Annotated in this window: 18 protein-coding genes; 11 read left to right on the top strand and 7 right to left on the bottom strand. The window is 69.7% G+C overall.

Annotated features, from left to right (window positions below; all coding sequences use genetic code 11):
* Positions 1–108: 108 nt before the first annotated feature.
* From P5P27_RS00900 to P5P27_RS00885, 4 genes are all read left to right on the top strand, one after another.
* Positions 109–825, top strand: a complete 717-nt coding sequence (locus P5P27_RS00900; protein ID WP_006896961.1) for a phosphatidylserine decarboxylase — start codon at positions 109–111, stop codon at positions 823–825.
* On the top strand, positions 825–1,835 hold the full coding sequence (locus tag P5P27_RS00895) for a CDP-alcohol phosphatidyltransferase family protein (RefSeq protein WP_222110931.1): 1,011 nt from the start codon (positions 825–827) through the stop codon (positions 1,833–1,835). The genes P5P27_RS00900 and P5P27_RS00895 overlap by 1 nt, the downstream gene beginning before the upstream one ends.
* A 2-nt stretch (positions 1,836–1,837) precedes the next feature.
* Positions 1,838–4,060: an AAA family ATPase gene (locus P5P27_RS00890; protein WP_411815730.1), complete on the top strand. Its 2,223-nt coding sequence runs from the start codon at positions 1,838–1,840 to the stop codon at positions 4,058–4,060.
* Between the two features lie 77 nt (positions 4,061–4,137).
* Positions 4,138–5,736 (top strand): acyl-CoA synthetase, encoded by a 1,599-nt coding sequence (locus P5P27_RS00885; RefSeq protein WP_278125964.1) that lies wholly within the window; start codon positions 4,138–4,140, stop codon positions 5,734–5,736.
* A 26-nt stretch (positions 5,737–5,762) separates the two neighbouring features.
* Here P5P27_RS00885 and P5P27_RS00880 read toward each other — a convergent pair whose 3' ends face one another.
* Positions 5,763–6,638 (bottom strand): exodeoxyribonuclease III, encoded by an 876-nt coding sequence (locus P5P27_RS00880; RefSeq protein ID WP_278125961.1) that lies wholly within the window; start codon positions 6,636–6,638, stop codon positions 5,763–5,765.
* 92 nt (positions 6,639–6,730) lie between these two features.
* Between P5P27_RS00880 and P5P27_RS00875 the strand changes: the two genes are divergently transcribed.
* From P5P27_RS00875 to P5P27_RS00855, 5 genes are all read left to right on the top strand, one after another.
* Entirely contained in the window at positions 6,731–7,984 is a 1,254-nt protein-coding gene (locus P5P27_RS00875) for a pyridoxal phosphate-dependent aminotransferase (RefSeq protein ID WP_278125960.1), read from the top strand.
* 108 nt (positions 7,985–8,092) lie between these two features.
* A complete protein-coding gene (locus tag P5P27_RS00870; RefSeq protein WP_278125959.1) occupies positions 8,093–9,865 on the top strand; it encodes an SDR family oxidoreductase in 1,773 nt (590 codons plus the stop codon).
* 41 nt (positions 9,866–9,906) lie between these two features.
* Complete coding sequence (locus P5P27_RS00865) at positions 9,907–10,815, top strand: metal-dependent hydrolase (protein ID WP_006896968.1); 909 nt, start codon at positions 9,907–9,909, stop codon at positions 10,813–10,815.
* Entirely contained in the window at positions 10,812–11,948 is a 1,137-nt protein-coding gene (locus tag P5P27_RS00860; protein ID WP_411815729.1) for a PDR/VanB family oxidoreductase, read from the top strand. The genes P5P27_RS00865 and P5P27_RS00860 overlap by 4 nt, the downstream gene beginning before the upstream one ends.
* 43 nt (positions 11,949–11,991) lie before the next feature.
* On the top strand, positions 11,992–12,756 hold the full coding sequence (locus tag P5P27_RS00855) for a MerR family transcriptional regulator (protein ID WP_039867658.1): 765 nt from the start codon (positions 11,992–11,994) through the stop codon (positions 12,754–12,756).
* Between the two features lie 36 nt (positions 12,757–12,792).
* Here the strand turns inward: P5P27_RS00855 and P5P27_RS00850 are convergent, their stop codons facing one another.
* The 6 genes from P5P27_RS00850 to P5P27_RS00825 form a co-directional block, all read right to left on the bottom strand.
* Complete coding sequence (locus P5P27_RS00850; RefSeq protein ID WP_278125958.1) at positions 12,793–13,947, bottom strand: hypothetical protein; 1,155 nt, start codon at positions 13,945–13,947, stop codon at positions 12,793–12,795.
* Positions 13,948–14,012: 65 nt separating this feature from the next.
* Positions 14,013–14,579, bottom strand: a complete 567-nt coding sequence (dcd, locus tag P5P27_RS00845; RefSeq protein ID WP_006896972.1) for a dCTP deaminase — start codon at positions 14,577–14,579, stop codon at positions 14,013–14,015.
* A gap of 75 nt (positions 14,580–14,654) precedes the next feature.
* Positions 14,655–15,212, bottom strand: a complete 558-nt coding sequence (locus P5P27_RS00840) for a potassium channel family protein (protein ID WP_045539376.1) — start codon at positions 15,210–15,212, stop codon at positions 14,655–14,657.
* An 81-nt stretch (positions 15,213–15,293) separates the two neighbouring features.
* On the bottom strand, positions 15,294–15,767 hold the full coding sequence (locus P5P27_RS00835) for a hypothetical protein (RefSeq protein ID WP_278125955.1): 474 nt from the start codon (positions 15,765–15,767) through the stop codon (positions 15,294–15,296).
* Positions 15,768–15,894: 127 nt separating this feature from the next.
* Entirely contained in the window at positions 15,895–16,653 is a 759-nt protein-coding gene (gene hutC / locus P5P27_RS00830; protein WP_278125953.1) for a histidine utilization repressor, read from the bottom strand.
* 50 nt (positions 16,654–16,703) lie between these two features.
* Positions 16,704–20,174 carry an NAD-glutamate dehydrogenase domain-containing protein gene (locus P5P27_RS00825; protein WP_278125951.1) on the bottom strand — a complete coding sequence of 1,157 codons (3,471 nt, stop codon included), beginning with the start codon at positions 20,172–20,174 and terminating at the stop codon, positions 16,704–16,706.
* Between the two features lie 207 nt (positions 20,175–20,381).
* Here P5P27_RS00825 and hutU point away from each other — a divergent pair, with 207 nt between their 5' ends.
* Entirely contained in the window at positions 20,382–22,055 is a 1,674-nt protein-coding gene (hutU, locus tag P5P27_RS00820; protein ID WP_222110923.1) for a urocanate hydratase, read from the top strand.
* A 3-nt stretch (positions 22,056–22,058) separates the two neighbouring features.
* Positions 22,059–23,255, top strand: a complete 1,197-nt coding sequence (hutI, locus tag P5P27_RS00815) for an imidazolonepropionase (RefSeq protein ID WP_278125948.1) — start codon at positions 22,059–22,061, stop codon at positions 23,253–23,255.
* Positions 23,256–23,282: the final 27 nt, after the last annotated feature.

Here is a 23,282-nt window from a genome sequence, read left to right as displayed (position 1 = left end):
GTGCTCGACGAGATGCGACCCGCGGCCCGCGGACGATTAAGCTGAAAGCACTTGCGCTGCGACCTGAATGACCCGACGCAGCGACCTCGAACTAGGAGCGCAGAACCGGTGGCCCGACGTCCCGCCCGACCCGACGACCGCGAAGGCCTCGCCCACATCGTGGACCTGATCCGCGAAACGGTTCCACCGCTGCATCCGGCGGGCGTGCCGTTCGTCGCCGCCCCGGCCGCCCTCGCGCTGCTGGGCCGCAGGCACCGCTGGATCGCGCGACCTGCGTGGGCCGCCGCGGGCGCCTCCGCGCTGTTCTTCCGGCACCCGAACCGTGTGCCTCCGACCGGCGACGGGCTGGTGGTCGCGCCCGCCGACGGCACCATCGCCCTCGTCGACGAGGCCGTGCCGCTGCCCGAACTGGGGCTCGGAGACCGGCCCGTACCGCGTGTGTGCACCTTCCTCTCGGTCTTCGACGTCCACGTCCAGCGGGTTCCGATCGCCGGCCGGGTGCTGTCCGTGCAGCACACCCCCGGCAAGTTCCTGTCCGCCGACCTCCCGGAGGCGAGCAGTGAGAACGAACGCACCGCGATGACCATCGCCACCGGCCCAGACGGAACCGGTCCGCGAGTCGGCGTGGTGCAGATCGCCGGACTTCTCGCCCGCCGCATCGTCTGCGAACCCGCCCCGGGCGAGGTCCTGAGTCTCGGCGACACCTACGGACTGATCCGGTTCGGCTCGCGCGTGGACGTCTACCTCCCCGAGGGCAGCGACGTCCGGGTCGCGCTCGGCCAGCGCGCGGTCGGCGCCGAGACCGTTGTCGCGGAGCTGCCCTGATGGCCAGGAGCCGTCCGCACCGTAATCCCACCAACAAGTCCGGCAGACGACTGCGGCGCCGCACGTCGACGCCGTCGTCCGACCCCGAGGCCCGCTCGCGGGCCTCCCGTGCCGCCCGGTCGGCGCGCGCGGGACGCATGCTGGTCCCGTCCACGCTCACGATCCTCGCGATCTGCTCCGGCCTCACCGCCGTGCGTTCGGCCGATGCCGGCCAGGTCGACCTCGCGATGGGTCTGCTGGTCCTGGCCGCCGTCTTCGACGGACTCGACGGTCGCGTCGCCCGCATGATGGACGCCTCGACCAAGATCGGTGCCGAGATCGATTCACTGGCCGACGCCATCAACTTCGGCGTCGCCCCCGCGCTGATCGTGTACTCGGTGGTCTTGCGCGACAACGCGGGCTCCGCGGCGCAGGATTTCGGCTGGGTGCTCGCGCTGCTGTTCTGCGTGGCGGTGGTCCTGCGACTGGCCCGGTTCAACACCCTTCTCGACGACGACAGCGCGCCCAGCTACACCAAGGACTACTTCGTCGGTGTGCCGGCGCCGGCGGCGGCGGTGATGGCGCTGCTGCCGATCGGGCTGCAGCAGCACTTCGGTCACGGATGGTGGGTGTCGGTGCCCGCGGTCGGCGCCTGGCTGCTGTTCATCGGGTTCCTCGCCGTCAGCCGCATCCCGACCCTGTCGCTCAAGTCGGTCAAGATCAGGCCGAGTTCACTGGCGGGTCTGCTGTTCCTGGTGGCAGCGGCCGGAGCGCTGCTGTTCACGTTCCCGTATCTGCTGATGGTGATCGGCGTGGCCGCCTACCTCATCCACATCCCGTTCGCCTGGCGCACGCAGCGCTGGGTGGCGGCGCACCCGGAGCACTGGGAGGCCCCCGCCCGCGACCGCAGGCTCCAGCGCCGGGACGAGCGCCGGCAGGCGGTCGCGGACGGCACCCGCAGGCGAGTGATCCCCGCGCGTTCCAATGCGCGGCTGGGTCTGCGCCGACCCCCGGCGCGGCGCGAGGACTGACGGTGAACCCGACGCTGACGCTCACCGCCCGGCTCAACACCTCCGCGGCCGACTCGCGCCGCGGCATCGTACGGGTGCATCCGGAGGTGCTCGCCGCCCTGTCGCTGCGTGAATGGGACGCTGTCTCGCTGGTCGGCGCGCGCACGAGCGCGGCGGTCGTCGCCGCCGCGCCGCCCGGTTCCCCCACCGGTCTGGTCCTGCTCGACGACCTGACGCTGTCGAATCTGGGGATCCGCGAGAACTCGGGGGTCGCGGTGGCACCGGTGGTGGTGCACGGCGCCGCGCGCATGAGTGTCCGAGGCTCACGGCTGGCGAGTGCATCGGTGAGCGAGGCGACGCTGCGCCGGGCTCTGCTCGGCAAGGTCGTGAGCGTCGGCGACACCGTCTCGCTGCTGCCCCGCGATCTGGGTCCCGAACTCACCGCCGCCGAGGCCACCCGGTCCCTCGCGCGTTCGGTGGGGATCACCTGGACCAACGAGTTGCTGACCGTGACGGCCACCGCCCCCGCCGGCCCGGTGAGCGTGCAGACCAACACCGCGGTCCTGTGGGAGACGGACGCCCGGACTCCGGGCGCGGTGCCTCCGGCCCCGACCGCCGCGGCGACGCCGGCCACTCCGAGCACCCTCACTGCCCCGAGCGCGACCGCCGCGGAGCCGGACGCGCACGTCCGACCGGTGTCGGAACTGGTCGGGGTCGACACGCAGGTCGCCAGGCTGAGCGAATGGCTCCAGGTGACTCTCGACAATCCGGACGTGCTGCGCGCCCTCGGCGCACAGCCTCGACTCGGCGTCCTCGTCTCGGGGCCCGCCGGAGTCGGAAAGGCGACGGTGGTCCGGGCCGTGTGCGCCCGCCGCCCGCTGGTCGAGGTCGACGGGCCCTCCACCGGCGCTCTCGCCGCCGACGACCGACGCGCCGCCGTCACCGGCGCTCTGAGCCGGCTCACCGGCGGCGGTGTGCTGCTGGTGACCGACATCGACAAGCTCTTGCCCGCACAGGCCGACCCGGTGTCGACGCTGATCCTGCAGGACCTGCGCGCCGCCGTCGCCGACGGTGCCGTCGCGCTCGTCGCCACCACGTCCGACCCGTCCGGCCTCGACAGCCGGGTCCGCGAGCCCGATCTGTGCGACCGCGAACTCGCCATCGGTCTGCCCGACGCCGCCCAACGCGCCAAACTGCTCGGTGCGATCCTCTCGCAGGCACCCACCGACGGCCGCCTCGACCTCGACTCCGTCGCCGCACGCACTCCCGGTTTCGTGGCCGCAGACCTCGCCGCCCTGACCCGCGACGCCGCGCTGCGGGCGGCCGCGCGCGCCACGCGCGACGGCTCTCCCGCCGCCTTGCGCACGGACGACCTCGATGCCGCGCTCGGCGTGATCCGCCCGGCGTCCCGACTCGAATCCCCCGACGTGGCACTCGGATCCATCACGCTCGACGACGTCGGCGACATGGTGGAGACCCGGCAGGCCCTCACCGAGGCGGTGCTCTGGCCGCTGCAGCATCCCGACACCTTCACCCGCCTGGGTGTGCAGCCGCCGCGCGGCGTCCTGCTGTACGGACCGCCCGGCTGCGGCAAGACCTTCGTCGTCCGGGCACTGGCCGCGTCGGGCCGGCTGTCGGTCCACAGCGTGAAGGGCGCCGAACTGCTCGACAAGTGGGTCGGATCGTCCGAGCGCGCCGTCCGCGACCTCTTCGACCGCGCCCGCGAGAGCGCGCCGTCGATGATCTTCCTCGACGAGGTCGACGCCCTCGCGCCCCGCCGCGGCGGGTCCACCGACTCCGGCGTCGCCGATCGGGTGGTGGCCGCGCTGCTCACCGAACTGGACGGGGCCGAGCCGCTCACCGACGTCGTCGTCCTCGGCGCCACCAATCGGCCGGACCTCGTCGACCCCGCACTGCTGCGGCCCGGACGCCTCGAACGCCTCGTCTTCGTGCCGCCGCCCGATGCCGCCGCCCGCGCCGACATCCTCCGCGCCGCGGCCCGCAGCGTTCCGATGCCGGACGTCGACCTCGAGGCTCTCGCCGCCGAACTGGAGGGGTATTCGGCGGCCGATTGCGCCGCCGTCCTGCGGGAGTCGGCACTGGCCGCCATGCGCCGGGACATCGACGCGGCGACGGTGACCGCCGACGACGTCGCGACCGCCCGGCGAGCGGTCCGGCCGTCGCTGGATCCTCAGCAGGTCGCCGAACTCGAGGCCTACGCCGAGCGCCGCGATCGAGACAATTAGTAGGAAGCCCTAGTAATTCGTGTCACTTCTGGGCGACACTTACTGGGAATGCCCAGTAACCCTCCCGAGGAGTACACGTGACCACTGGTTTCAGCGTCGAGACCACGCGGGCGATCGACGTCGCCCGCTCGCACACCATCGGCGGACTGCTCCGCCGCACCGCCCTGCGCAGCCCGGATAAGACCGCCGTCGTCAACGGCGACACCACGCTCACCTTCGCCGAGTTCGACGACGCGGTGAACCGCTGCGCCAACGCCCTCACCGCCCGCGGACTCGGCAAGGGCGACCGCCTCGCTCTGGTGAGTCACAATTGCTGGCAGTTCGCCGTGCTGAACTTCGCGGTGGCCCGGCTCGGCGCGATTCTGGTGCCGATCAATTTCGGCCTCGGCGTCGACGAGATCGCGTTCATCCTCTCGCACTCCGGATCCCGCATCGTCGTCTCCGAAGACGCGCTCACGGAGACCGTCGGCGCGGCGGTCGACGCCTCCTCCGGCGGCGACGCGGTGCGCGGCGTCATCAACCTCGCCGGCGGTACGACAGCCGGCTGGGAGGACGTCGCCTCCTGGATCGCCCACGACGACGCCTCGGTCCCCGACGTTCTCGTCGAAGACGATGACCCGGTGCGGATGATGTTCACCTCCGGGACCGAGTCTCGTCCCAAGGGCGTGCTCTTATCCTCGAAATCACTGGTGTCCCAGTACGTCTCGTGCATCATCGACGGCGGCATGTCGGCCGACGACATCGAGGTGCACTCCCTGCCGCTCTACCACTGCGCCCAGCTCGACTGCTTCCTGTCGGTGGACGTCTACCTCGGCGCCACGAGCATCATCCTGCCGAGCCCGGAACCGGCGGCCCTGCTGGCCGCGATCGAGACGCACCGCGCCACCAAACTGTTCTGTCCGCCCACCGTATGGATCTCACTGCTGCGCCATCCCGACTTCGACACCCGAGACCTCTCCTCGCTGAAGAAGGGTTACTACGGGGCCTCGCCGATGCCCGTCGAGGTCCTGCGGGAGATGAGCCGGCGCCTGCCCGACGTCCGGCTCTGGAACTTCTACGGCCAGACCGAGATGAGTCCGCTGGCCACCATCCTGCAACCACACGAGCAGATCGAGCGCGCCGGATCGGCCGGCCGCGCCTCGCTCAACGTGGAGACCCGCGTGGTCGACGACGAGGACAATCCGGTGCCGACGGGCGAGGTCGGCGAGATCGTTCACCGCAGTCCGCACGCCTGTCTGGGCTACTTCAACGACGAGGAGAAGACCGCGGCCGCATTCCGAAACGGCTGGTTCCACTCCGGCGACCTCGGGATCATCGACGCCGACGGCTACCTCTCGGTGGTCGACCGCAAGAAGGACATGATCAAGACCGGCGGTGAGAACGTCGCCTCCCGCGAGGTGGAGGAGGCGATCTACCTGCTCGACGGCGTCGCCGAGGTCGCGGTGTTCGGTGTTCCCCATCCCAAGTGGATCGAGGCGGTGACGGCGGTGATCGTGAGCAAGGACGGCGTCGAGCTGACCGAGGACGACGTGAACGCCCACCTCGAAGGCGTCCTCGCCGGTTACAAGCGGCCGAAGTACGTCATCTTCGCCGACGCCCTGCCGAAGAACCCGTCGGGCAAGATCCTGAAGAAGGACCTCCGGACGGCGCATGCGGCGGTGGCCTCGCACGACTGACGCGTCACGGCGCCGGCGTGTCGGTCTCAGGCCCGCCGCCGGTACCCGACCACCAGCGGCGCGTGATCCGACAGACGCTCGTCCGGCGAGGGCTCCTTGTCGACCGCCACCCATCGCGCCCGGGACGCCAGCCCCGGTGACGCGAGTTGGTGGTCGATGCGCCATCCGACGTCCTTCACGAACGACTGCCCGGCCCAGCTCCACCAGGTGAGCGGGCCGGGCCGGTCGCCGTACAGTGTCCGGACCACGTCGATCAGCCTGCGCGGCGAGAGCTGCCGATCGAGCCACTCGCGCTCCTCCGGCAGAAACCCCTCCATCTTGCGTGCGGCGCGCCAGTTGGTGACGTCGTGCTCGCAGTGGGCGATGTTCAGGTCGCCGATCAGCAGGAACTCCCGACCGGCGCGGCGAGCGGCGAGTCGGTTGCGCTCCAGTTCGCGCGCGAAGCCGGCCAGGAACGCCATCTTGCGCCGGTACTTCGCACCGCCGTCGGGCTTCTCCCGGATGTTCCCGGGACGCTGCAGTTCCGCGGGCAAGCCGCCCTTCGGCAAGTACAGACAGGCCACCGTGATCGGCTCATCGGCGAGGTCGACTTCCAGATAGCGTCCGTGCGAGGCGTGCGCGGACAGCCCGCGGGCCCGCGGCGGGTCGGTGGCCCAGCTCCGCACCGACGCCGGCGGCTGCCGGGTCGCGATCGCCACGCCGTTGCGCCCCGGAATGGTCCCCGTGTCGAAAGACACCGTGTAGCCGGGGAATTCGCCGATCTCCTCGGGCGGGCAGCGGAGCTCCTGCAGTCCCACCACATCCGGTGCCCGATCTGCCAGCCACGTGTCGAAGCCGCGGCGTCGCGCCGCACGGATGCCGTTGACGTTGAACGAGACCACGGTCAGTTCCTCGGATGCCACGGCCCCAGAATGCCCGAGCTCTCCGCGGGCGGCATCCGCCGCCCCCGGGCGCGGAATTCTATTCGGTTGCCCGGGGCTGACAGAATGAGTCCATGAGCCGCCCCCACGTGTCGCACCAGAATCTGAACCTGCGCCCCTTGGAACAGTCCGAGAAGCTGCAGAACGTCTGTTATGAGATCCGCGGGCCAGTGCACGAGCACGCGTCCCGTCTGGAGTCCGAAGGACACCGGATCATGAAGCTGAACATCGGCAACCCCGCACTGTTCGGCTTCGAGGCGCCCGACGTCATCATGCGCGACATGATCCACGCCCTCCCGTTCTCGCAGGGCTACTCCGAATCGGCGGGCGTGCTGTCGGCACGGCGTGCGGTGGTCACGCGCTACGAGACCATTCCGGACTTCCCCTACTTCGACGTCGACGACGTCCTGCTCGGCAACGGCGTCTCCGAGCTCATCACCATGACCATGCAGGCGTTGCTCAACAACGGCGACGAGGTGCTCATCCCGGCACCGGACTATCCGCTGTGGACGGCGATGACGGCACTGTCCGGAGGCACGCCCGTGCACTACCGGTGCGACGAGGACAACGGCTGGAATCCGGACATCGAGGACATCGAGTCGAAGATCACGCCGAACACCAAGGCGATCGTCGTGATCAACCCGAACAATCCGACCGGCGCGGTCTACTCCAGAGAGGTCCTCGAGGGCCTCGTGGATCTGGCACGCCGTCATTCGCTGCTGATCCTGGCCGACGAGATCTACGACAAGATCCTGTACGACGACGCCGAGCACATCAACATCGCGAGCCTCGCCCCCGATCTGCTGGTGCTGACCTTCAACGGCCTGTCGAAGGCCTACCGGGTGTGCGGCTACCGCGCGGGATGGGTGGTCCGCACCGGCCCCAAGGACCACGCGAAGGGCTTCATCGAGGGTATGTCGATCCTCGCCTCCACCCGACTGTGCGCCAATGTCCCCGCACAGCACGCGATCCAGGTGGCGCTCGGCGGTTATCAGAGCATCGACGCGCTCACCGCCCCCGGAGGCCGGCTGTTCGAGCAGCGCAATGTGACGTGGGAGAAGCTCAACGAGATCCCGGGCGTCAGCTGCGTGAAGCCGATGGGGGCGCTGTACGCGTTCCCGCGCCTGGATCCGGAGGTGCACGAGATCCACGACGACGAGCAGTTCGTCCAGGATCTGCTGCTGCAGGAGAAGATCCTGGTGGTTCAGGGTTCGGGCTTCAATCTCCCCGACACCCATCACTTCCGAATCGTCACACTGCCGTGGGCCCAGGACCTGGCCGAGGCCATCGAACGGATCGGCAACTTCCTCTCGTCGTACCGACAATGACCGGCTCCGGCGCCCTGACCAGCGGAAAAACAGACGCTAACTGCTGCTAGCAGTTAGATGTGACACCTGGTAACGTCAAATCTGTCACACCGATAGATGGAGACGCCCATGGCCGATTGGCACCGCTTCAACGTCACGAACGGCGACGTCGATCTCGCGACCTTCTCGTACGGCACGCCCGGCGAGAGCACGCCCGACAAGCCGGTCGTGCTGCTGGTGCACGGTTGGCCCGACACTCACCACCTGTGGGACCTGGTGGCGCCGCGGCTGGCGGAGCATTTCCGCGTCTACGCATACGACACCCGGGGGTTCGGCGACAGCACGCGTCCGGTAGCGGTGGAGTCGTACCGTCTCGACGCCCTGGCGCAGGACATGCTCGCGGTGTGCCACGCCGTGAACCCCGACGGCACGACACACGTCGTCGCGCACGACTGGGGTTCGGTCCAGGCCTGGGAGACGGTCACCACCGCCGGCGCCGATGACGTGATCGCCTCGTTCACCTCCGTGTCGGGCCCGAACCTCGACTACCTCGGCGAGTGGGCGCGCGCGAAGATGGCGCGGCCCACGCCGCGTGGCGTCGCACAGGCCCTCTCCCAGGTCGCCTCGTCGGCCTACACCGCGTTCTTCCAGGTGCCCGGTGCATCGGACCTGTTCTTCCGGACCTTCGGATCCGACCGCGTCTGGGCGGAGTTCCTCCACCTCGTGGAGGGGACCCCGCGCGAGAACGCGCGGTTCGGCCCGACACTGCGAGAGGACATGATCAGCGGGCTCAAGCTGTACCGCGCCAATATCCGCGGCAAGCTGGCGAATCCGGAGCCCCGGCCGACCCGAGTGCCGGTGCTGGAGGTCGTGAACGATCGCGACATCGCGCTGCGTCCGGCGATCTACGAACGCACGCACACCCACGCGGACAGGCTCTGGCGTAAGCGTACCGCCACCGGCCATTGGCTCCCGTACACCAACCCCGGTTACCTGGCGGACACGGCGATCGAGTTCATCGAGACCATCGCCGGCGGCGCACCGGTGTCCCCCAACACCATCGACCGTGCCCGCGTCGACGGGCCGGCGCGCGAACTGATCGGCAAACTCGCCGTCGTCACCGGCGCGGGCAGCGGCATCGGACGTGAGACGGCGTATGCCCTGGCCGATCTCGGCGCCGAACTGGTCCTCGCCGACATCGACCTGGATTCGGCCGAGGAGACCGCGATCGCGTGCAAGGCCAAGGGCGTCCCGGCCACCGCCTACCGGCTCGACGTCTCCGACACCGACGCGGTGACCCGCTTCGCGGACGATGTGCGCGCTGCCCACGGCGTCGCCGACATCGTCGTCAACAACGCGGGCGTGGCCCTCGCCGGATCGGCGCTGGCCGCGTCCGACGAACAGGTGGACCGACTCCTCGCCATCAACCTGCGCGGGGTCATCAGCGGCAGCCGCGCCTTCGGCAGGCAGATGGCCGAGCGCGGCGTCGGCGGACACATCGTCAACCTGGCCTCCGCCGCGGCTTTCACCCTCTCCCGCGACCTCGGCCTGTACTCGGCGAGCAAGGCCGGTGTGCTGATGTTCTCCGAGTCGCTGCGCGCAGAACTCGCCGAGCACCGCGTCGGAGTCACCGCGATCTGCCCGGGCATCGTGCACACCAACATCACCGCGAACACCGAGTACGCCGGGGCCGCCGACGAGTCGGCGACCCGCGAGAAGGTCGACAAGTTCTACCAGAAGCGGAACTTCACTCCCGACCGGGTCGCGCGCGACATCGTCGCCGCCATCGCGAAGAACAAGGCCGTGGTGCCGGTGACGCCCGAAGCCGAGTTCGGCTACCGCGTCTACCGCTTCTTCCCGTGGGCGGCGCGCATCGGCGCCCGTCAGAAGATCGCAGGCTGATCCACCTCGAACAGGACTCTTCTCTAGAACCGGAGGGACAGATGAACACCGGGCACACACACTCCACCGCCGACACCGATCCCGGCAAGATCGAACTCCACGCGCGCAACGTCGCATTCGATCTGTCGGAGACTCCGCTGCACTGGATCCCCGGCCACCCGATGTCGTCGAACATGATCACCGTCCTCAACCTGCTGCTGCCCGAGGGCGAACGGTGGTTCGTCGAGACCTTCAACGAGGCGCTGCCTCTGATCAAGGACGAGGCGCTCGCCGCCGACATGCGCGGATTCGTCGGGCAGGAGGCGATGCACGCCGAGGTCCACGACCGGGCCGTCGAGAACTGGCTGCGCGGACACGGCGTGGACCCCACCGGCTACCTGCAGCAGATGGAGTGGATCTTCCGGCGGGTGCTCGGACCTCGCGACGGGAACGCCGAGCAGAAGCGCAAGCACCTGATCGAACGCCTGTGGCTCATCGCCGCCATCGAGCACTACACCGCGATCCTCGGTGATTTCGCGCTGAACTGCACGTGGGCCGAGAACGGCGCCGACCCCGCGATGACCGACATGTTCACCTGGCACGGAGCCGAAGAGGTGGAGCACCGTGCGGTGGCGCACGACGCCGCCGCGTACTTCGCCGACAGTCCGCTCCGCCGCGCTCGCGCGATGGCGCTGGCCTTCCCCTTCCTGATCTGGCTGATGGCTCGCGGTTTCCGGTTCATCAACAGTCAGGATCCGACGGTCGCCGACAAGTCAGTCGTGGCGAAGACCCGCCTGTACGTCCGGAGCTACGTGCGCGACTCACGCGCCGGAGTGTTCCCGAAGCTCTCGAAGCTCGCGCTCGCGACGCTCACCTACTTCAAACCGGGCTTCGCGCCGACCGACATCGGCGACACCGCCCAGGCGGTGGCCTTCCTGGCCTCCTCGCCCGGAGCTCGTCGAGCGGCATGACGATCATGACGAACGGCTCCGCACGACCCATCTCCGACCTCTCCACCGAACCGCCGCACCTGTACGGCCGGTTCCGCCGCGACCCGCTGATGAGGCTGCTCACCGGGGTCGGCAAGGTCTGGTTCCCGTTCTGGCGACCGATCTCGCCGCTGCGCGATCCGGCCGCGAACGACGGCGTCATGACCCTCGACATCGTCGACCGCGAGGTGGTGGCCGTCGACGAGAACGTGATCGCCTTGACTTTCGCCGCGCCGGATCGCTCGATCCTGCCCGAGTGGCATCCCGGCGCGCACCTGGATCTGCTCCTGCCGTCGGGCCGCATGCGCGAGTACTCGCTCTGCGGCGATCCCGGCGATCGGCGCACCTACCGCATCGCGGTCCGGCGCATCCCGGACGGCGGTGGCGGCTCCATCGAGGTGCACGACGGTCTGCGGGTCGGTGACTCGATCCAGATCAAGGGACCGCGCAACGCCTTCCCGCTGGTTCTGCCCGGCTACGGATCGCCGGCGCGCACGCTGCGCTTCGTCGCCGCGGGCATCGGCATCACCCCGATCCTCCCCATGATCGCGATGGCCGACCGTTACGGACTCGACTGGTCGATGATCTACTCCGGCCGCTCCGCCGACTCGATCCCGTTCATCGACGAGCTCAGCCGGTACGGCGACAAGGTGACGGTCCGGACCGACGACGTCGACGGGCTGCCGGGCATGGCCGAACTGGTGGGACCGGTCCCGGCCGGCGACGCGGGGCTGTCGGTGTACTGCTGCGGTCCGGTCCCGATGCTCGAGCGCCTGCGTACGCATCTGGCCGATCGCAGCGATATCGAGCTGCACTTCGAGCGCTTCTCGCCGCCGCCGATCCTCGACGGCACCGAGTTCACAGTCCGGATCGGTTCCACCGGACGCACAGAGACAGTCGCGGCCGACGAGTCGGTGCTCACCGCGCTGCGGCGGGTGGATCCGGCCGTCCCGTACTCCTGTCAGCAGGGATTCTGCGGCACCTGCCGACTCAAGACGAGCGCGGGCGAGGTGGATCATCGTGACACGCTGCTGACCGGACCCGAACGGGAGGATGGCTGGTTCCTCCCGTGCGTGTCCCGGTGCCGTTCCGACTCCCTGACCGTCGAGATGTGAGGACGGCTCCGGCACCGGTCCGGGGTTTGGAACAATGCACCCCATGACCGAGTACCGAATCGATGATCTGGCACGGGCCGCGGGAACGACGACCCGCAACGTCCGCGGCTACCAGGATCGGGGACTCATCCCGCGTCCCATCCGCCGCGGCCGGATAGCGATCTACGGCGACGAGCACCTGGCGAAGCTGCGCGTCATCAACGATCTGCTGGCTCGCGGCTTCACGATGACGCACATCGGCGACTTCTTCAAGCGCGTGCAGACAGGCGACGACATCGCCGAGTCGCTCGGGCTGCGCGAGGTGGTGTCGCGGCCGTGGTCGCAGACCCCCACCGACACCGTGACCGCCGCCGAGCTGCACGCCAAGCTCAACACCAGCGATCCGAAGCTGCTGAGCCGGGTCCGCGAGTTCGGGCTCATCGAGCCGATCGGCGACGATGACCCGCCCCGCCAGTACATGATCAAGGACGTCGAGACCATCGACGCCTACCAGCGTCTGATGCAGATCGGCATACCGCTGCCGTACATCCTCGACCTGCAGCGACAGCTCGACGAGGACATGGACCGTGCCGCAAAGACGCTGATCAGCGCCGGCCGCCGCGCCATCACCGAAGGCCGCTTCGACGGCTGGATCCCGGAGAGCGGAGCAGAGTCGGACTGGGCGTCCACCTTCTTGGGCGAGCTGAAGGTCACCGGCCGGGTGGCGGCGCACAACACGCTCTACCGCGCGCTCGACCGCGAACTGGCACGACAGCTCGACGACTACCTGGCCGTCGCCCGCGAACGCCGGGACCAGCGCGAGAGCTGAAGGCGACCGTCTCGGATCGGGCCGCGTGAGACCGCGCTACCCGATCACGATCGGCGGGAGACCCGGTATCGGGTTCGGGATCGTCCGACGCCGGTTCTCCGGGGGCGGAGCCGGCGGCGCAGGGCCGGTCTGCGCCTCCGTCGGCGTGCGCAGGGTCGTCTTGGGCGGCGGTGGGGGCGGCGGAGGCGTGGTGTACCTGGCCAGCGGCGCCCGTGCCGCGGCGACGTCGCGCGGATCCACCGAGCCGGGCACCCGGACCGGCTCGGACGCGGTGTTCGAGGTCCGGGCAGTCGGCCGGGTCGCCGATTCCGCTGCGCTCCGGTCGGGCCCCGAAGTCTCATGAGCATTCATCGCCAGCGCCACGCCGCCGCCCCCGATCGCGAGCAGCGCCAGCGCCGCCACCACGATCATCCGGCCCCTCATACCCGGCTGCGGTTCGACGGCCGCGTCCGCGGGCGCCGGCTCCTCGGCAGGTGGTTCCTCGGCGCCCTCGGCATCGTCGTACACGTCCGGCAGCGCGTTGCCGAAGCGATCCAGTCCGTAGTCGGCCGGGTCGATCAGCCCGGGGTCGGCGGCGCCGGCATCCCACGCGCGGATCGGCGGCGGTGCGGGGACGGGAGCGAGCGTCTCGGTCGGCTCGTCGTCACCGCCGAAGGTCGCCGGGAAGTCGTCGCCCGGTGCGATCACCGAGAAGCCGCGTTCGGTGAGCGACTCGGACAACCCGGGCCAGGCGGTGTCGCCGGGCCCAAGCGCGATCGCATCGACCGGCAGGGCGCCCGCGAGCTCCACCACCATTCCGTGGGCGCGATTCGCCTCCGGGACGGTGGCCTCGACGACATCGTCGAGCGTCAGCGTGAGCACCCGGATGTGCTCGTCTCCGAGGATGAGCGCGCTGTCGCGTCCGGCGAGCGAGGCGCGAGCCCGGCCCACCAGGGTGACGAGCTCGGCGAAGACCTTCGGGGCCGCGGCGTCGACGCGACCGGAATCGCGCAGGTACGCGGCGATTCTGGCGTCGAGCACGTCGGGGTGGATGCGCTCCTCGACCTCGGACGCGATCACCGCACCGTTCTCGATGCGCGCGGCCCACAGTCCGGTGGGACGCAGATCGAGGGCGATCACCGCACCCGTCGGGTCGCCGGGCAGGTCGAAGTCCGCCAGCCAGGCCGGCGGTCGGCTGAGCGGACCCGTCACGACGACTCTCCTAGTGGTGATTCGAACCCGTCACCCGCACCGGTGCCGCCGGTGCCGGCTCCGGCTCATCTCTGGAAATTGAGGTACGCCTTCGACGGCGTCGGCCCGCGCTGCCCCTGATACTTCGACCCGACCGACGCGGAGCCGTACGGGCTCTCGGCGGGGCTGGTCAACCGGAACAGGCAGAGCTGGCCGATCTTCATTCCCGGCCACAGCGTGATCGGCAGATTCGCCACGTTCGACAGTTCGAGCGTGATGTGGCCGGAGAAGCCCGGGTCGATGAAGCCCGCGGTGGAGTGCGTGAGCAAGCCCAATCGGCCGAGCGACGACTTGCCCTCCAGACGGCCCGCGAGGAAGTCGGGCAGCGAGCACACCTCCAGGGTCGAGCCGAGGACGAACTCGCCCGGATGCAGCACGAAGGGCTCGCCCTCGGCGGGTTCGACCAAGGTGGTCAACTCGTCCTGCCGCTTCGCGGGATCGATGTGCGTGTACTTGGTGTTGTTGAAGACGCGAAACAGCGAGTCCAGTCGTACGTCCACACTCGACGGCTGGACCAGGCCCGGGTCGAACGGGTCGATGCCGAGGTTCCCGGCATCGATCTCGGCACGGATGTCGCGGTCTGATAGCAGCACGATTCCTCAGACTAGAGCATGAAGGCCGAGTTCATCGAGGGTCGGGAGTGCGGAGCGCACCGGGCGGCGGTGACGTCACTGCTCGTCCCGCTGCCGGCGCCGGTACTCGTCGAGCCGGCGACCGCCGGAGACTCGGTCGCGCACCAGGAGGCTGACGAAGCGGATACCGAGGCCGAGCACGATCAGACTGCTCGCCATCTGAACCGATACGGCGATCCGCGCATTCTGCGATACCGCGACCAGGTCGCCGAATCCGGTGGTCGTGAAGACCGTCAGGCAGAAGTACAGGGCGTCGACTCTGCTCAGGTCCTCGTTGAACGAACCGGGCGCGTACTCGCTGAAGAGGTAGTAGGTCGCCGAGAACGAGACGATGTAGAAGCAGATCACGGCGGCGAGCATCTCGATCGCCGTCGCGACCGGGTGGTCGGACCGGAGGAAGTGCCGGACCTCCCATACGCAGAAGCCGCCGAGCAGCGCGACGCCGACGATCATCCCGGGCACCCGCCAGGTGCTGTCGCTGCCGATCGGCAGCAGGAAGTAGCCCGCGAGGAGGACCGCCGCGGCTCCGAGCGGCCGCAGCAACGCCGCGGCCACGTGGCTCGTTCGATGGGGCGCGGTGCCGGAATCGTTCATCGAATCAATCGCACCACGCGCGGCGGACCAGGCGCAGAGAATCGCCGAACCGCCCGGTGTCCGCGCCTGTCTCGCAGCAACTCACAGCAGCGTGACGCCCCAGAGCAGCGCCCAGATCACCGCCACCAGAGCGAAGTACACCAGCAGCGCACGCCGCGACTCCGCCGCGGTCGGCGTCGAATACAGTTGCACGCCACCGAACCGGGGGAACATGTAGGTCAGCTCCAGCAATTCGCCCGCACGGACCTCACCGGTGCACTCGGCGAGGTGCTTGCGTTCGGCGCCGCGTCGGATGAACACCCGGAAACGATGCGTTCCGGGAACCACGGGGACTTCGATCCGGCCCCACTTGACCGGTGCCATTTCGTATCCGTCGACCTCGACGCTGATCGCCGAGGAGGCGAGCACGGGATTGAAGATCGCGAAGCCGCACATGATCGCCACCCCTTCGCTCAGGTACGGCCCCTGCGGCAGCATTCCGAATGCGAGCGGCCGCGGAAGCGGCGAGGGGCCGGGCCCCCACGACGGGTGACCGCCGGGCGGTGGTTCAGTCATCGAGTCTCCGGTGGGTAGCCGATCGCGGTGATCCGAACCTAATCGGGACGGACCTCTCGCCGCGAGAGCGACCATTCGGACGGCGTACCCGCTCGGGTTCTCCACCGTGGCCCCCACAGCCGAACGGTCAGCGGGTGAACGAGCCCTCCAGCCGATTGCGCGAGCCGGGATGGATCAGCCGGGCCACACTCACCAGTCCGTGCTCGGACCAGGTCCGGCGCCGGATCAGCAGGCACGGCTCGGACCGTTCGATCTGCAGCAGCCGGCACTCCTCGGGACTGGCCAGCACCGCCTCCACCACATGCTCTCCCCGGACCAGCGGAGCCACACGGCTGAGGTAATCGTTGGGCGTGAGTTCGGTGAAGTCCTGCGCGAGATAGTCGGGCGCCTCGGCAGGATTGACGAACCTGTCCTCGACCTGGATCGGCGTCTCGTCCTCGAAATGCACCAGCACCGAGTGGAACACCGTGGCGACCCCGACGGCTTCGCTCAACGGCGCGGACGCGGTAGTGGCCTTCTCTTCGCGCACCAGCACCACCTCGGTGCGGTGCCGGTGCCCGCGCTGCTGGATCTCGTCGGCGATGTTCTTCACCTCGAACAGCGGCGACGGCGCCTTCGTTCCCGCCACAAAGGTGCCCACGCCCATCATCCGGACGATCAGCCCCTCGCCGGTGAGTTCGCGCAGTGCCCGGTTGATCGTCATCCGGGAGAGCCCCAGCGCGTTGACGAACTGGTTCTCGGACGGCAGTTGATCGCCTTCGGACCACCGGCCCGACCGGATCTGAGCCGAGACCAACCGCTTGACGCGCTCGTAGGCGGGAAGCGACTCGCCGCCGGGCTCGTCGAACAGAGCCGCGAGGTCCGCGTCGAGTTCGACCACTGCCATCGACCGCCCCTGTTCCTCGAGATCTCACCGGCCCACGAAGTCTACCGACCTCAGCCGGCCATCCGTCGCAGTTGCCGCGACGCGACGGACAGCGCGGCCAGCCCGCGGTCGGCGGAGACCGGTATCCGGGCGACCTCGTCGAGCACGGCCCGCGCCCGGCTCAGCCGGGACCCGTTGCGCTCCTCCCAGTCCGCGATCATCCGTTCGGGGCCGTCGCCGGCCACCGAGTGCATGAGAACGTCGAGGGTCAGGACGCGCACGCTGTCGTACAACTCATCCCGCAGCGCCAGCCGCGCCAGCGTGTCCCACCGGCTCTCCGTCGGCAGCGCCGACACCCTGCCGAGCAGCGGAACCAGGCCCACGTGTTCGCACAGTCGGAAGTACAGTTCCCCCGCGACGGACAGTTCGCATCCGGACCGGTCGGCGATCTCGACGACGTCGAGCAGACCGAACCGATCCAGCACCAACTCCACGTCGCGCACCAGGTCTTCGGGCGCACCGCGGCGCGCGATCGCGCGCGTACGGTCGTGCAGGTTGGTGCGGTCGGCGCCCACCAGCCAGCCGCCGAGCAGTTCCGACGCCCTCGCGATCCGCTCGCGGAACCGCGCGATCTCGGCACCGACCGCCAGCGGCTGGGGACGACGATTCAGCATCCAGCGCGCCGCCCGGTCGAGCAGCCGCCGGGAGACCAGCACGAGTTCGTCGGCGACCGCGGCGGGGACATCGGCCGTACCGATGCGCGACCAGAGCTCCGGCAACCCGAACACCTCCGTCACCACGACGAACGCCCGCGCGGCGTCGTCCGTGGACGCCCCCACCTCCTCGGCGAGCCGGAAGACGTATGCGAGGCCACCGCCCGCGACCACGCGGTTGGTCAGTTCGGTCGCGATGATCTCGCGGCGCAACCGATGCCGATCGATCGCGTCCGCGTGCGCGCGGTGCAGCGGCTGGGGGAAGTACTCGCGCAGGATCGGCACGCAGACGTCGTGGTCGACGAGGTCGCCTGCCAGCAGTTGCTCTTTCAGTTCGAGTTTGACGTGCGCCATCAGCGTCGCGAGTTCGGGGGCGGCGAGGCCCTCCCCCGCCCGCTTGCGAGCGGCGATCTCGGCGCGGTCCGGCAGCACTTCCAATGCGCGGTCGAGCGCGCCTGCGGCCTCCAGTGCCGCGATCTGCCGGGCGTGCACTCCGAGTTGCGCCGGCGCCTCGGTGAGGGCGGTACCGATCACCGCGTTCTGGGAGACGTTGTCCGCCAGTACCAATGCCGCGACCTCGTCCGTCATGGCCGCGAGCAACCGCGCCCGCGCTTCGGCGTCGATCTCACCGGCGCCCACCAGGTCGTCCAGCAGAATCTTGATGTTCACCTCGTGGTCGGAGCAGTCCACGCCGGCGGAGTTGTCGAGGGCGTCGGTGCCGACCTTGCCGCCGCCGCGCGCGAACTCGATGCGGGCGGCCTGCGTCAGGCCGAGGTTGCCGCCCTCCCCGATCACACGGGCGCGCAGGTCGCCGGCGTCAACGCGCACGGCGTCGGTGCCCTTGTCCCCCGCGTCGGCGTGAGACTCGGTGCCCGCCTTCACATAGGTGCCGATGCCGCCGTTCCACAGCAGGTCGACGGGTGCGCACAGGATCGCCCGGATCAGCTCCGGCGGGGTCAGTTCGGTGACGGACTCGTCGAGGCCGAGTGCCCGGCGCACCGGCGCACTGACCCGCACGGACTTCACGCCGCGCTCCCACACCCCGCCTCCCGCGCTGATGAGCGCACTGTCGTAGTCGGCCCACGACGACCGCGGCAGCTCGAACAGCCGCCGCCGCTCCGCGTACGACGACGCGGCGTCCGGGTCGGGATCGAGGAAGATGTGCCGGTGGTCGAAGGCCGCGACCAGCCGGATGTGTTCGCTGCACAGCATTCCGTTGCCGAAGACGTCGCCGCTCATGTCCCCGATCCCCGCGACCGTGAAGTCCTCGGCACCGACGTCGACGCCGAGTTCGCGGAATCGGCGGGTCACCGCCTGCCACGCCCCGCGGGCGGTGATGCCCATCTGTTTGTGGTCGTAGCCGACCGAGCCGCCGGAGGCGAAGGCGTCGCCGAGCCAGAAACCGTATTCGGCGGCCACCTCGTTGGCGATGTCGGAGAACGACGCGGTGCCCTTGTCTGCGGCCACCACGAGGTAGGCGTCGTCACCGTCGTACCGGACCAGGCCGGCGGCCGGAATCACGGCACCGGTGGCACGGTCGACGTTGTCGGTGACGTCGAGCAGCGAGCGGATGAACAGGCGGTAACCGGAAACGCCCGCCGCGCGCAGCGCCGCACGATCGGCTTCGGCGTCACTGGTCGCGGCGGGCGGGCGGCGCAGCACGAACCCGCCTTTCGCTCCGACCGGAACGATCACCGCGTTCTTCACCGCCTGTGCCTTCACCAGACCGAGGACCTCGGTGCGGAAGTCCTCACGCCGGTCCGACCAGCGAAGCCCGCCGCGGGCGACCGCCCCGAACCGCATGTGCACACCCGCCATCGACGGTGAGTGAACGAAGATCTCGTGTCGCGGGCGCGGCTGCGGCAGTTCGGCGATGGCGCGCGGATCGAGTTTGAGTGCCAGCGCCTCACGTTCGGGCGTGGCGAAGTAGTTGGTGCGCACAGTGTTCCGCACCACGTCGACCAATGCGCGCAGGATCCGGTCCTCGTCGAGACCGAGCACCGTCTCGATCAGCGCCGATACCTCGGCCGCCGCGGCCTCGCCCCCGTCGCCGGTCGCGGCGGCCGGGTCGAACCGGGCGGTGAAGTACCCGACGATCCCCGCGGCGATGTCCGGGTGACGGCGCAGGACGTCGGCGACGTATGCGCTGCTGTACGGCAGTCCGCCCTGACGGAGGTATTCGGCGCAGGCGCGCAGCACGGTCACCTGTCGCCAGTGCAGTCCGGCGCGGGCCACCAGTTCGCCGAGCGCGTCCGGCTCGGTTCGTCCGTGCCACAGCGCCCGCACGGCGGCGGCGAAGCGCGCCGCGAAGGCCTCGAAACCGTCGGTCGGGGCGCTCGGGTAGCGGACGGTGAACTCGTACACCCAGCACGGCACCTCGGTCGGCGAGACCAGCGCGTACGGACGCTCGTCGAGCACTTCGACGCCGAGACTCTGCAGCAACGGCATCACGTCGCCCAGCGACGCCGGCTGTCCGCCGACGTACAGCGACAGCCGGTGCCGGTCCGCCGCGGCCGGGTCGGCGGCGAGACGGACATCCACGTCCCCGGCGGCGAGCCCGGCCAGAACGTCCAGGTCCACGCGAGCGCGCCGAGGCTCGAAGTCCTGCTTGTACCCGGCGGGCAGCCCGGAGACGAACCGTGCGAGTGAGTCGCGGATGTCGGTCTGTGCGCCGTCGAGGGCCGCCTCGTCCCATCGGCGGAAGACGCGGGCGAGGGCATCGTCGATCCCGCCCGCGGCGGTGTGTCCGACATCCGTGTGGTCGGCATCCGTGTGGTCGGCGTCGGTGTGGACGAGGGCGGCGGTGTCGGTGGGAGATGCGGTGTCCATTTCAAGGGACCCTTCCGCCGGATACCACGCTGCATCCGGCTGGTCGTCGTGTCCGTTCGCGTGGTCGAACTTCTCGCGTCCCGGGACCGGTTTCGGAACCGCCCCTTGACACGAATCTGTATAGACAGGAATATACAAGTCATACTTGCAGAACGTGAGCCAGTACACAACCACCGATAAACACGACGCAGAACACCAGGAGTTCTCATGGACATCACCTCGCCCGGCCACGAAGCCCGCCCCGTCCGCGCACCGCGCGGTTCCGAGCTCAACACCCTCGGGTGGCAGCAGGAGGGCGCGCTGCGGATGCTGATGAACAACCTCGACCCCGAGGTCGCCGAACGCCCGGACGACCTGGTCGTCTACGGCGGCACCGGTCGCGCCGCCCGCAGCTGGGCCGCGTTCGACGCGATGGTGGCCACGCTCAAGACCCTCAAGGACGACGAGACCATGCTGGTGCAGTCCGGCAAGCCGGTCGGCGTATTCCGCACCAACGAGTGGGCGCCGCGCGTGCTGCTGGCCAACTCCAACCTCGTCGGCGACTGGGCCAACTGGGAGGAGTTCCGCAGGCTCGAGGAACTCGGGCTGACCATGTACGGCCAGATGACGGCCGGCTCGTGGATCTACATCGGCAGCCAGGGCATCCTGCAGGGCACCTACGAGACCTTCGGTGCCGTGGCCCGCAAGCGCTTCGGCGGCACGCTGGCCGGGACGATCACCCTCACCGCCGGCCTCGGCGGCATGGGCGGCGCCCAGCCGCTGGCGGTCACGATGAACGACGGCGTCGCGATCTGCGTGGAGTGCGACCCGGCCCGCATCGACCGCCGCATCGCGCATCGCTACCTCGACGCGAAGGCCGAGACCGTCGACGAGGCGCTCGATCTGGCGACCAAGGCCCGCGACGAGCGCCGACCGCTGTCGATCGGCCTGCTCGGCAACGCGGCCGAGATCTTCCCGCAGCTGCTGGAGATGAACGCCCCGATCGACATCGTCACCGACCAGACCTCCGCGCACGACCCGCTGTCGTACCTGCCCGTCGGGATCTCCCTCGAGGACTGGCACACGTACGCCCAGAAGGATCCGCAGTGGTTCACCACGGAGTCGCAGCGCTCGATGGCCGCGCACGTGGAGGCGATGGTCGGGTTCATGGATCGCGGCGCCGAGGTCTTCGACTACGGCAACTCGATCCGCGACGAGGCCCGCAAGGGCGGCTACGAGCGGGCGTTCGAGTTCCCGGGCTTCGTTCCGGCCTACATCCGCCCGCTGTTCGAGGAAGGCCTCGGCCCGTTCCGGTGGGCGGCGCTGTCGGGCGACCCGAAGGACATCGAGGCCACCGACAAGGCCATCCTCGAACTGTTCCCGGAGAACGAGCACCTGCGGCGCTGGATCACGATGGCCGGTGAGCGGGTGGAGTTCGAGGGACTGCCCGCCCGCATCTGCTGGCTCGGTTACGGAGAGCGGCACCGTGCCGGACTCAAGTTCAACGAGATGGTCGCCAGCGGCGAACTGTCGGCGCCGCTGGCCATCGGCCGCGACCACCTCGACTCCGGTTCGGTGGCCTCGCCCTACCGCGAGACCGAGGACATGGCCGACGGTTCGGACGCGATCGCCGACTGGCCGCTGCTCAACGCACTGGTCAACACGGCGTCCGGCGCCTCCTGGGTGTCGATCCACCACGGCGGCGGCGTCGGCATGGGACGCTCGATCCATGCCGGCCAGGTGTGCATCGCCGACGGAACCGAACTCGCCGCGCAGAAGATCGAACGGGTCCTCACCAACGACCCGGGCATGGGCGTCATCCGGCACGTGGACGCCGGCTACGACCACGCCACCGAGACCGCACGCACCCGCGGCGTGCGCATCCCGATGGCCGAGAGCTGACCGATGACCTCAGACGGATCGGTTCTCATCACCGGCATCGGCACGTTGGTCACCAACAGCCCGGAGCTCGGCGACGGTCCGCTGGGACTGCTCCACGACGCCGCGATGGTCTTCCGCGACGGCGTCGTGGAGTGGGTCGGCCCCGCCGCCCGGGTTCCGGACGGCGCCGCGCACCACCGCTACGACGTGGACGGACGCGCCGTGCTGCCGGGCTTCGTGGACAGTCACGCACATCTGGTGTTCGGCGGTGAACGCGCCGAGGAGTTCGCGGCCCGGATGACGGGCGAGCCGTACGGCGCGGGAGGTATCCGCACCACCATCGCCGCGACCCGCGGCTCCTCCGACGACCAGCTCGACGCCAACATGGCGCGGCTGGTGCGCGAGGCGCTCGCCGCCGGGAGCACCACGATCGAATGCAAGTCCGGTTACGGGCAGGACATCGACACCGAGATGCGCAGCCTTCGCGTCGCGGGCCGGCACACCGGTGAGACGACGCTGCTCGCCGCGCACGTCACGCCGCCCGAATACACCGGTCGCACCGACGATTACGTCGAGATGGTCTGCGAGCGGATGATCCCCGACTGCGCACCGCACGCGAAGTGGATCGACGTCTTCTGCGAGACCGGAGCGTTCGACCGCGACCAGTCCGAGGCGGTGCTGCGTGCCGGCATCGACGCCGGGCTGACCGCGCGAGTGCACGGCAACCAGCTCGGCCCCGGCCCCGGCGTGCAGTTGGCCGTCGAGCTCGGCGCCGCGTCGGTGGACCACGTCACGCACACCACCGCCGACGACGTCGAAGCGCTGGCCGCGAGCAGCACAGTCGCGACCCTGCTGCCCACCGCCGACTTCTGCACGCGCAGCAGCAGATACCCCGACGCCCGCGCGATGCTCGACGCCGGCGTCACCGTGGCGCTGGCCGCCGACTGCAATCCCGGCACCAGTTACACCACGAGCATCCCGCTGTGCATCGCGCTGGCCGTGCGGGAGATGCACATGAGTCCCGATGAGGCGGTCTGGGCCGCCACCGCCGGCGGAGCAGCGGCCTTGCAGCGCAACGACATCGGCCGTCTGACGGTGGGATCACGCGCCGACGCGATCGCACTGGACGCACCGTCGCACATCCATCTGGCCTATCGGCCGGGAGTTCCGCTGGTCCGCGAGGTGTGGAAGAACGGGGCACTCGTCCCCGCCCGACACTGACAACCGAAGATTGAGAGGCACAAGCGA

It is taken from the genome of Gordonia sihwensis, assembly GCF_029632925.1.
In the GTDB taxonomy this organism is placed as follows: Bacteria; Actinomycetota; Actinomycetes; order Mycobacteriales; family Mycobacteriaceae; genus Gordonia; species Gordonia sihwensis.
Note: the sequence above shows the minus strand (reverse complement) of the source record. Positions and strands in the feature narration are given on the sequence as shown.

What these genes read in the sequence shown, in the direction of transcription:
- P5P27_RS00895 (WP_222110931.1), top strand. Translation starts at nt 825, where the DNA reads ATGGCCAGGAGCCGTCCGCACCGTAATCCCACCAACAAGTCCGGCAGA.
- P5P27_RS00875 (WP_278125960.1), top strand. Translation starts at nt 6,731, where the DNA reads ATGAGCCGCCCCCACGTGTCGCACCAGAATCTGAACCTGCGCCCCTTG.
- P5P27_RS00870 (WP_278125959.1), top strand. Translation starts at nt 8,093, where the DNA reads ATGGCCGATTGGCACCGCTTCAACGTCACGAACGGCGACGTCGATCTC.
- P5P27_RS00865 (WP_006896968.1), top strand. Translation starts at nt 9,907, where the DNA reads ATGAACACCGGGCACACACACTCCACCGCCGACACCGATCCCGGCAAG.
- P5P27_RS00860 (WP_411815729.1), top strand. Translation starts at nt 10,812, where the DNA reads ATGACGATCATGACGAACGGCTCCGCACGACCCATCTCCGACCTCTCC.
- P5P27_RS00855 (WP_039867658.1), top strand. Translation starts at nt 11,992, where the DNA reads ATGACCGAGTACCGAATCGATGATCTGGCACGGGCCGCGGGAACGACG.
- P5P27_RS00840 (WP_045539376.1), bottom strand. Translation starts at nt 15,212, where the DNA reads ATGAACGATTCCGGCACCGCGCCCCATCGAACGAGCCACGTGGCCGCG.
- P5P27_RS00835 (WP_278125955.1), bottom strand. Translation starts at nt 15,767, where the DNA reads ATGACTGAACCACCGCCCGGCGGTCACCCGTCGTGGGGGCCCGGCCCC.
- hutC (WP_278125953.1), bottom strand. Translation starts at nt 16,653, where the DNA reads ATGGCAGTGGTCGAACTCGACGCGGACCTCGCGGCTCTGTTCGACGAG.
- P5P27_RS00825 (WP_278125951.1), bottom strand. Translation starts at nt 20,174, where the DNA reads ATGGACACCGCATCTCCCACCGACACCGCCGCCCTCGTCCACACCGAC.
- hutU (WP_222110923.1), top strand. Translation starts at nt 20,382, where the DNA reads ATGGACATCACCTCGCCCGGCCACGAAGCCCGCCCCGTCCGCGCACCG.
- hutI (WP_278125948.1), top strand. Translation starts at nt 22,059, where the DNA reads ATGACCTCAGACGGATCGGTTCTCATCACCGGCATCGGCACGTTGGTC.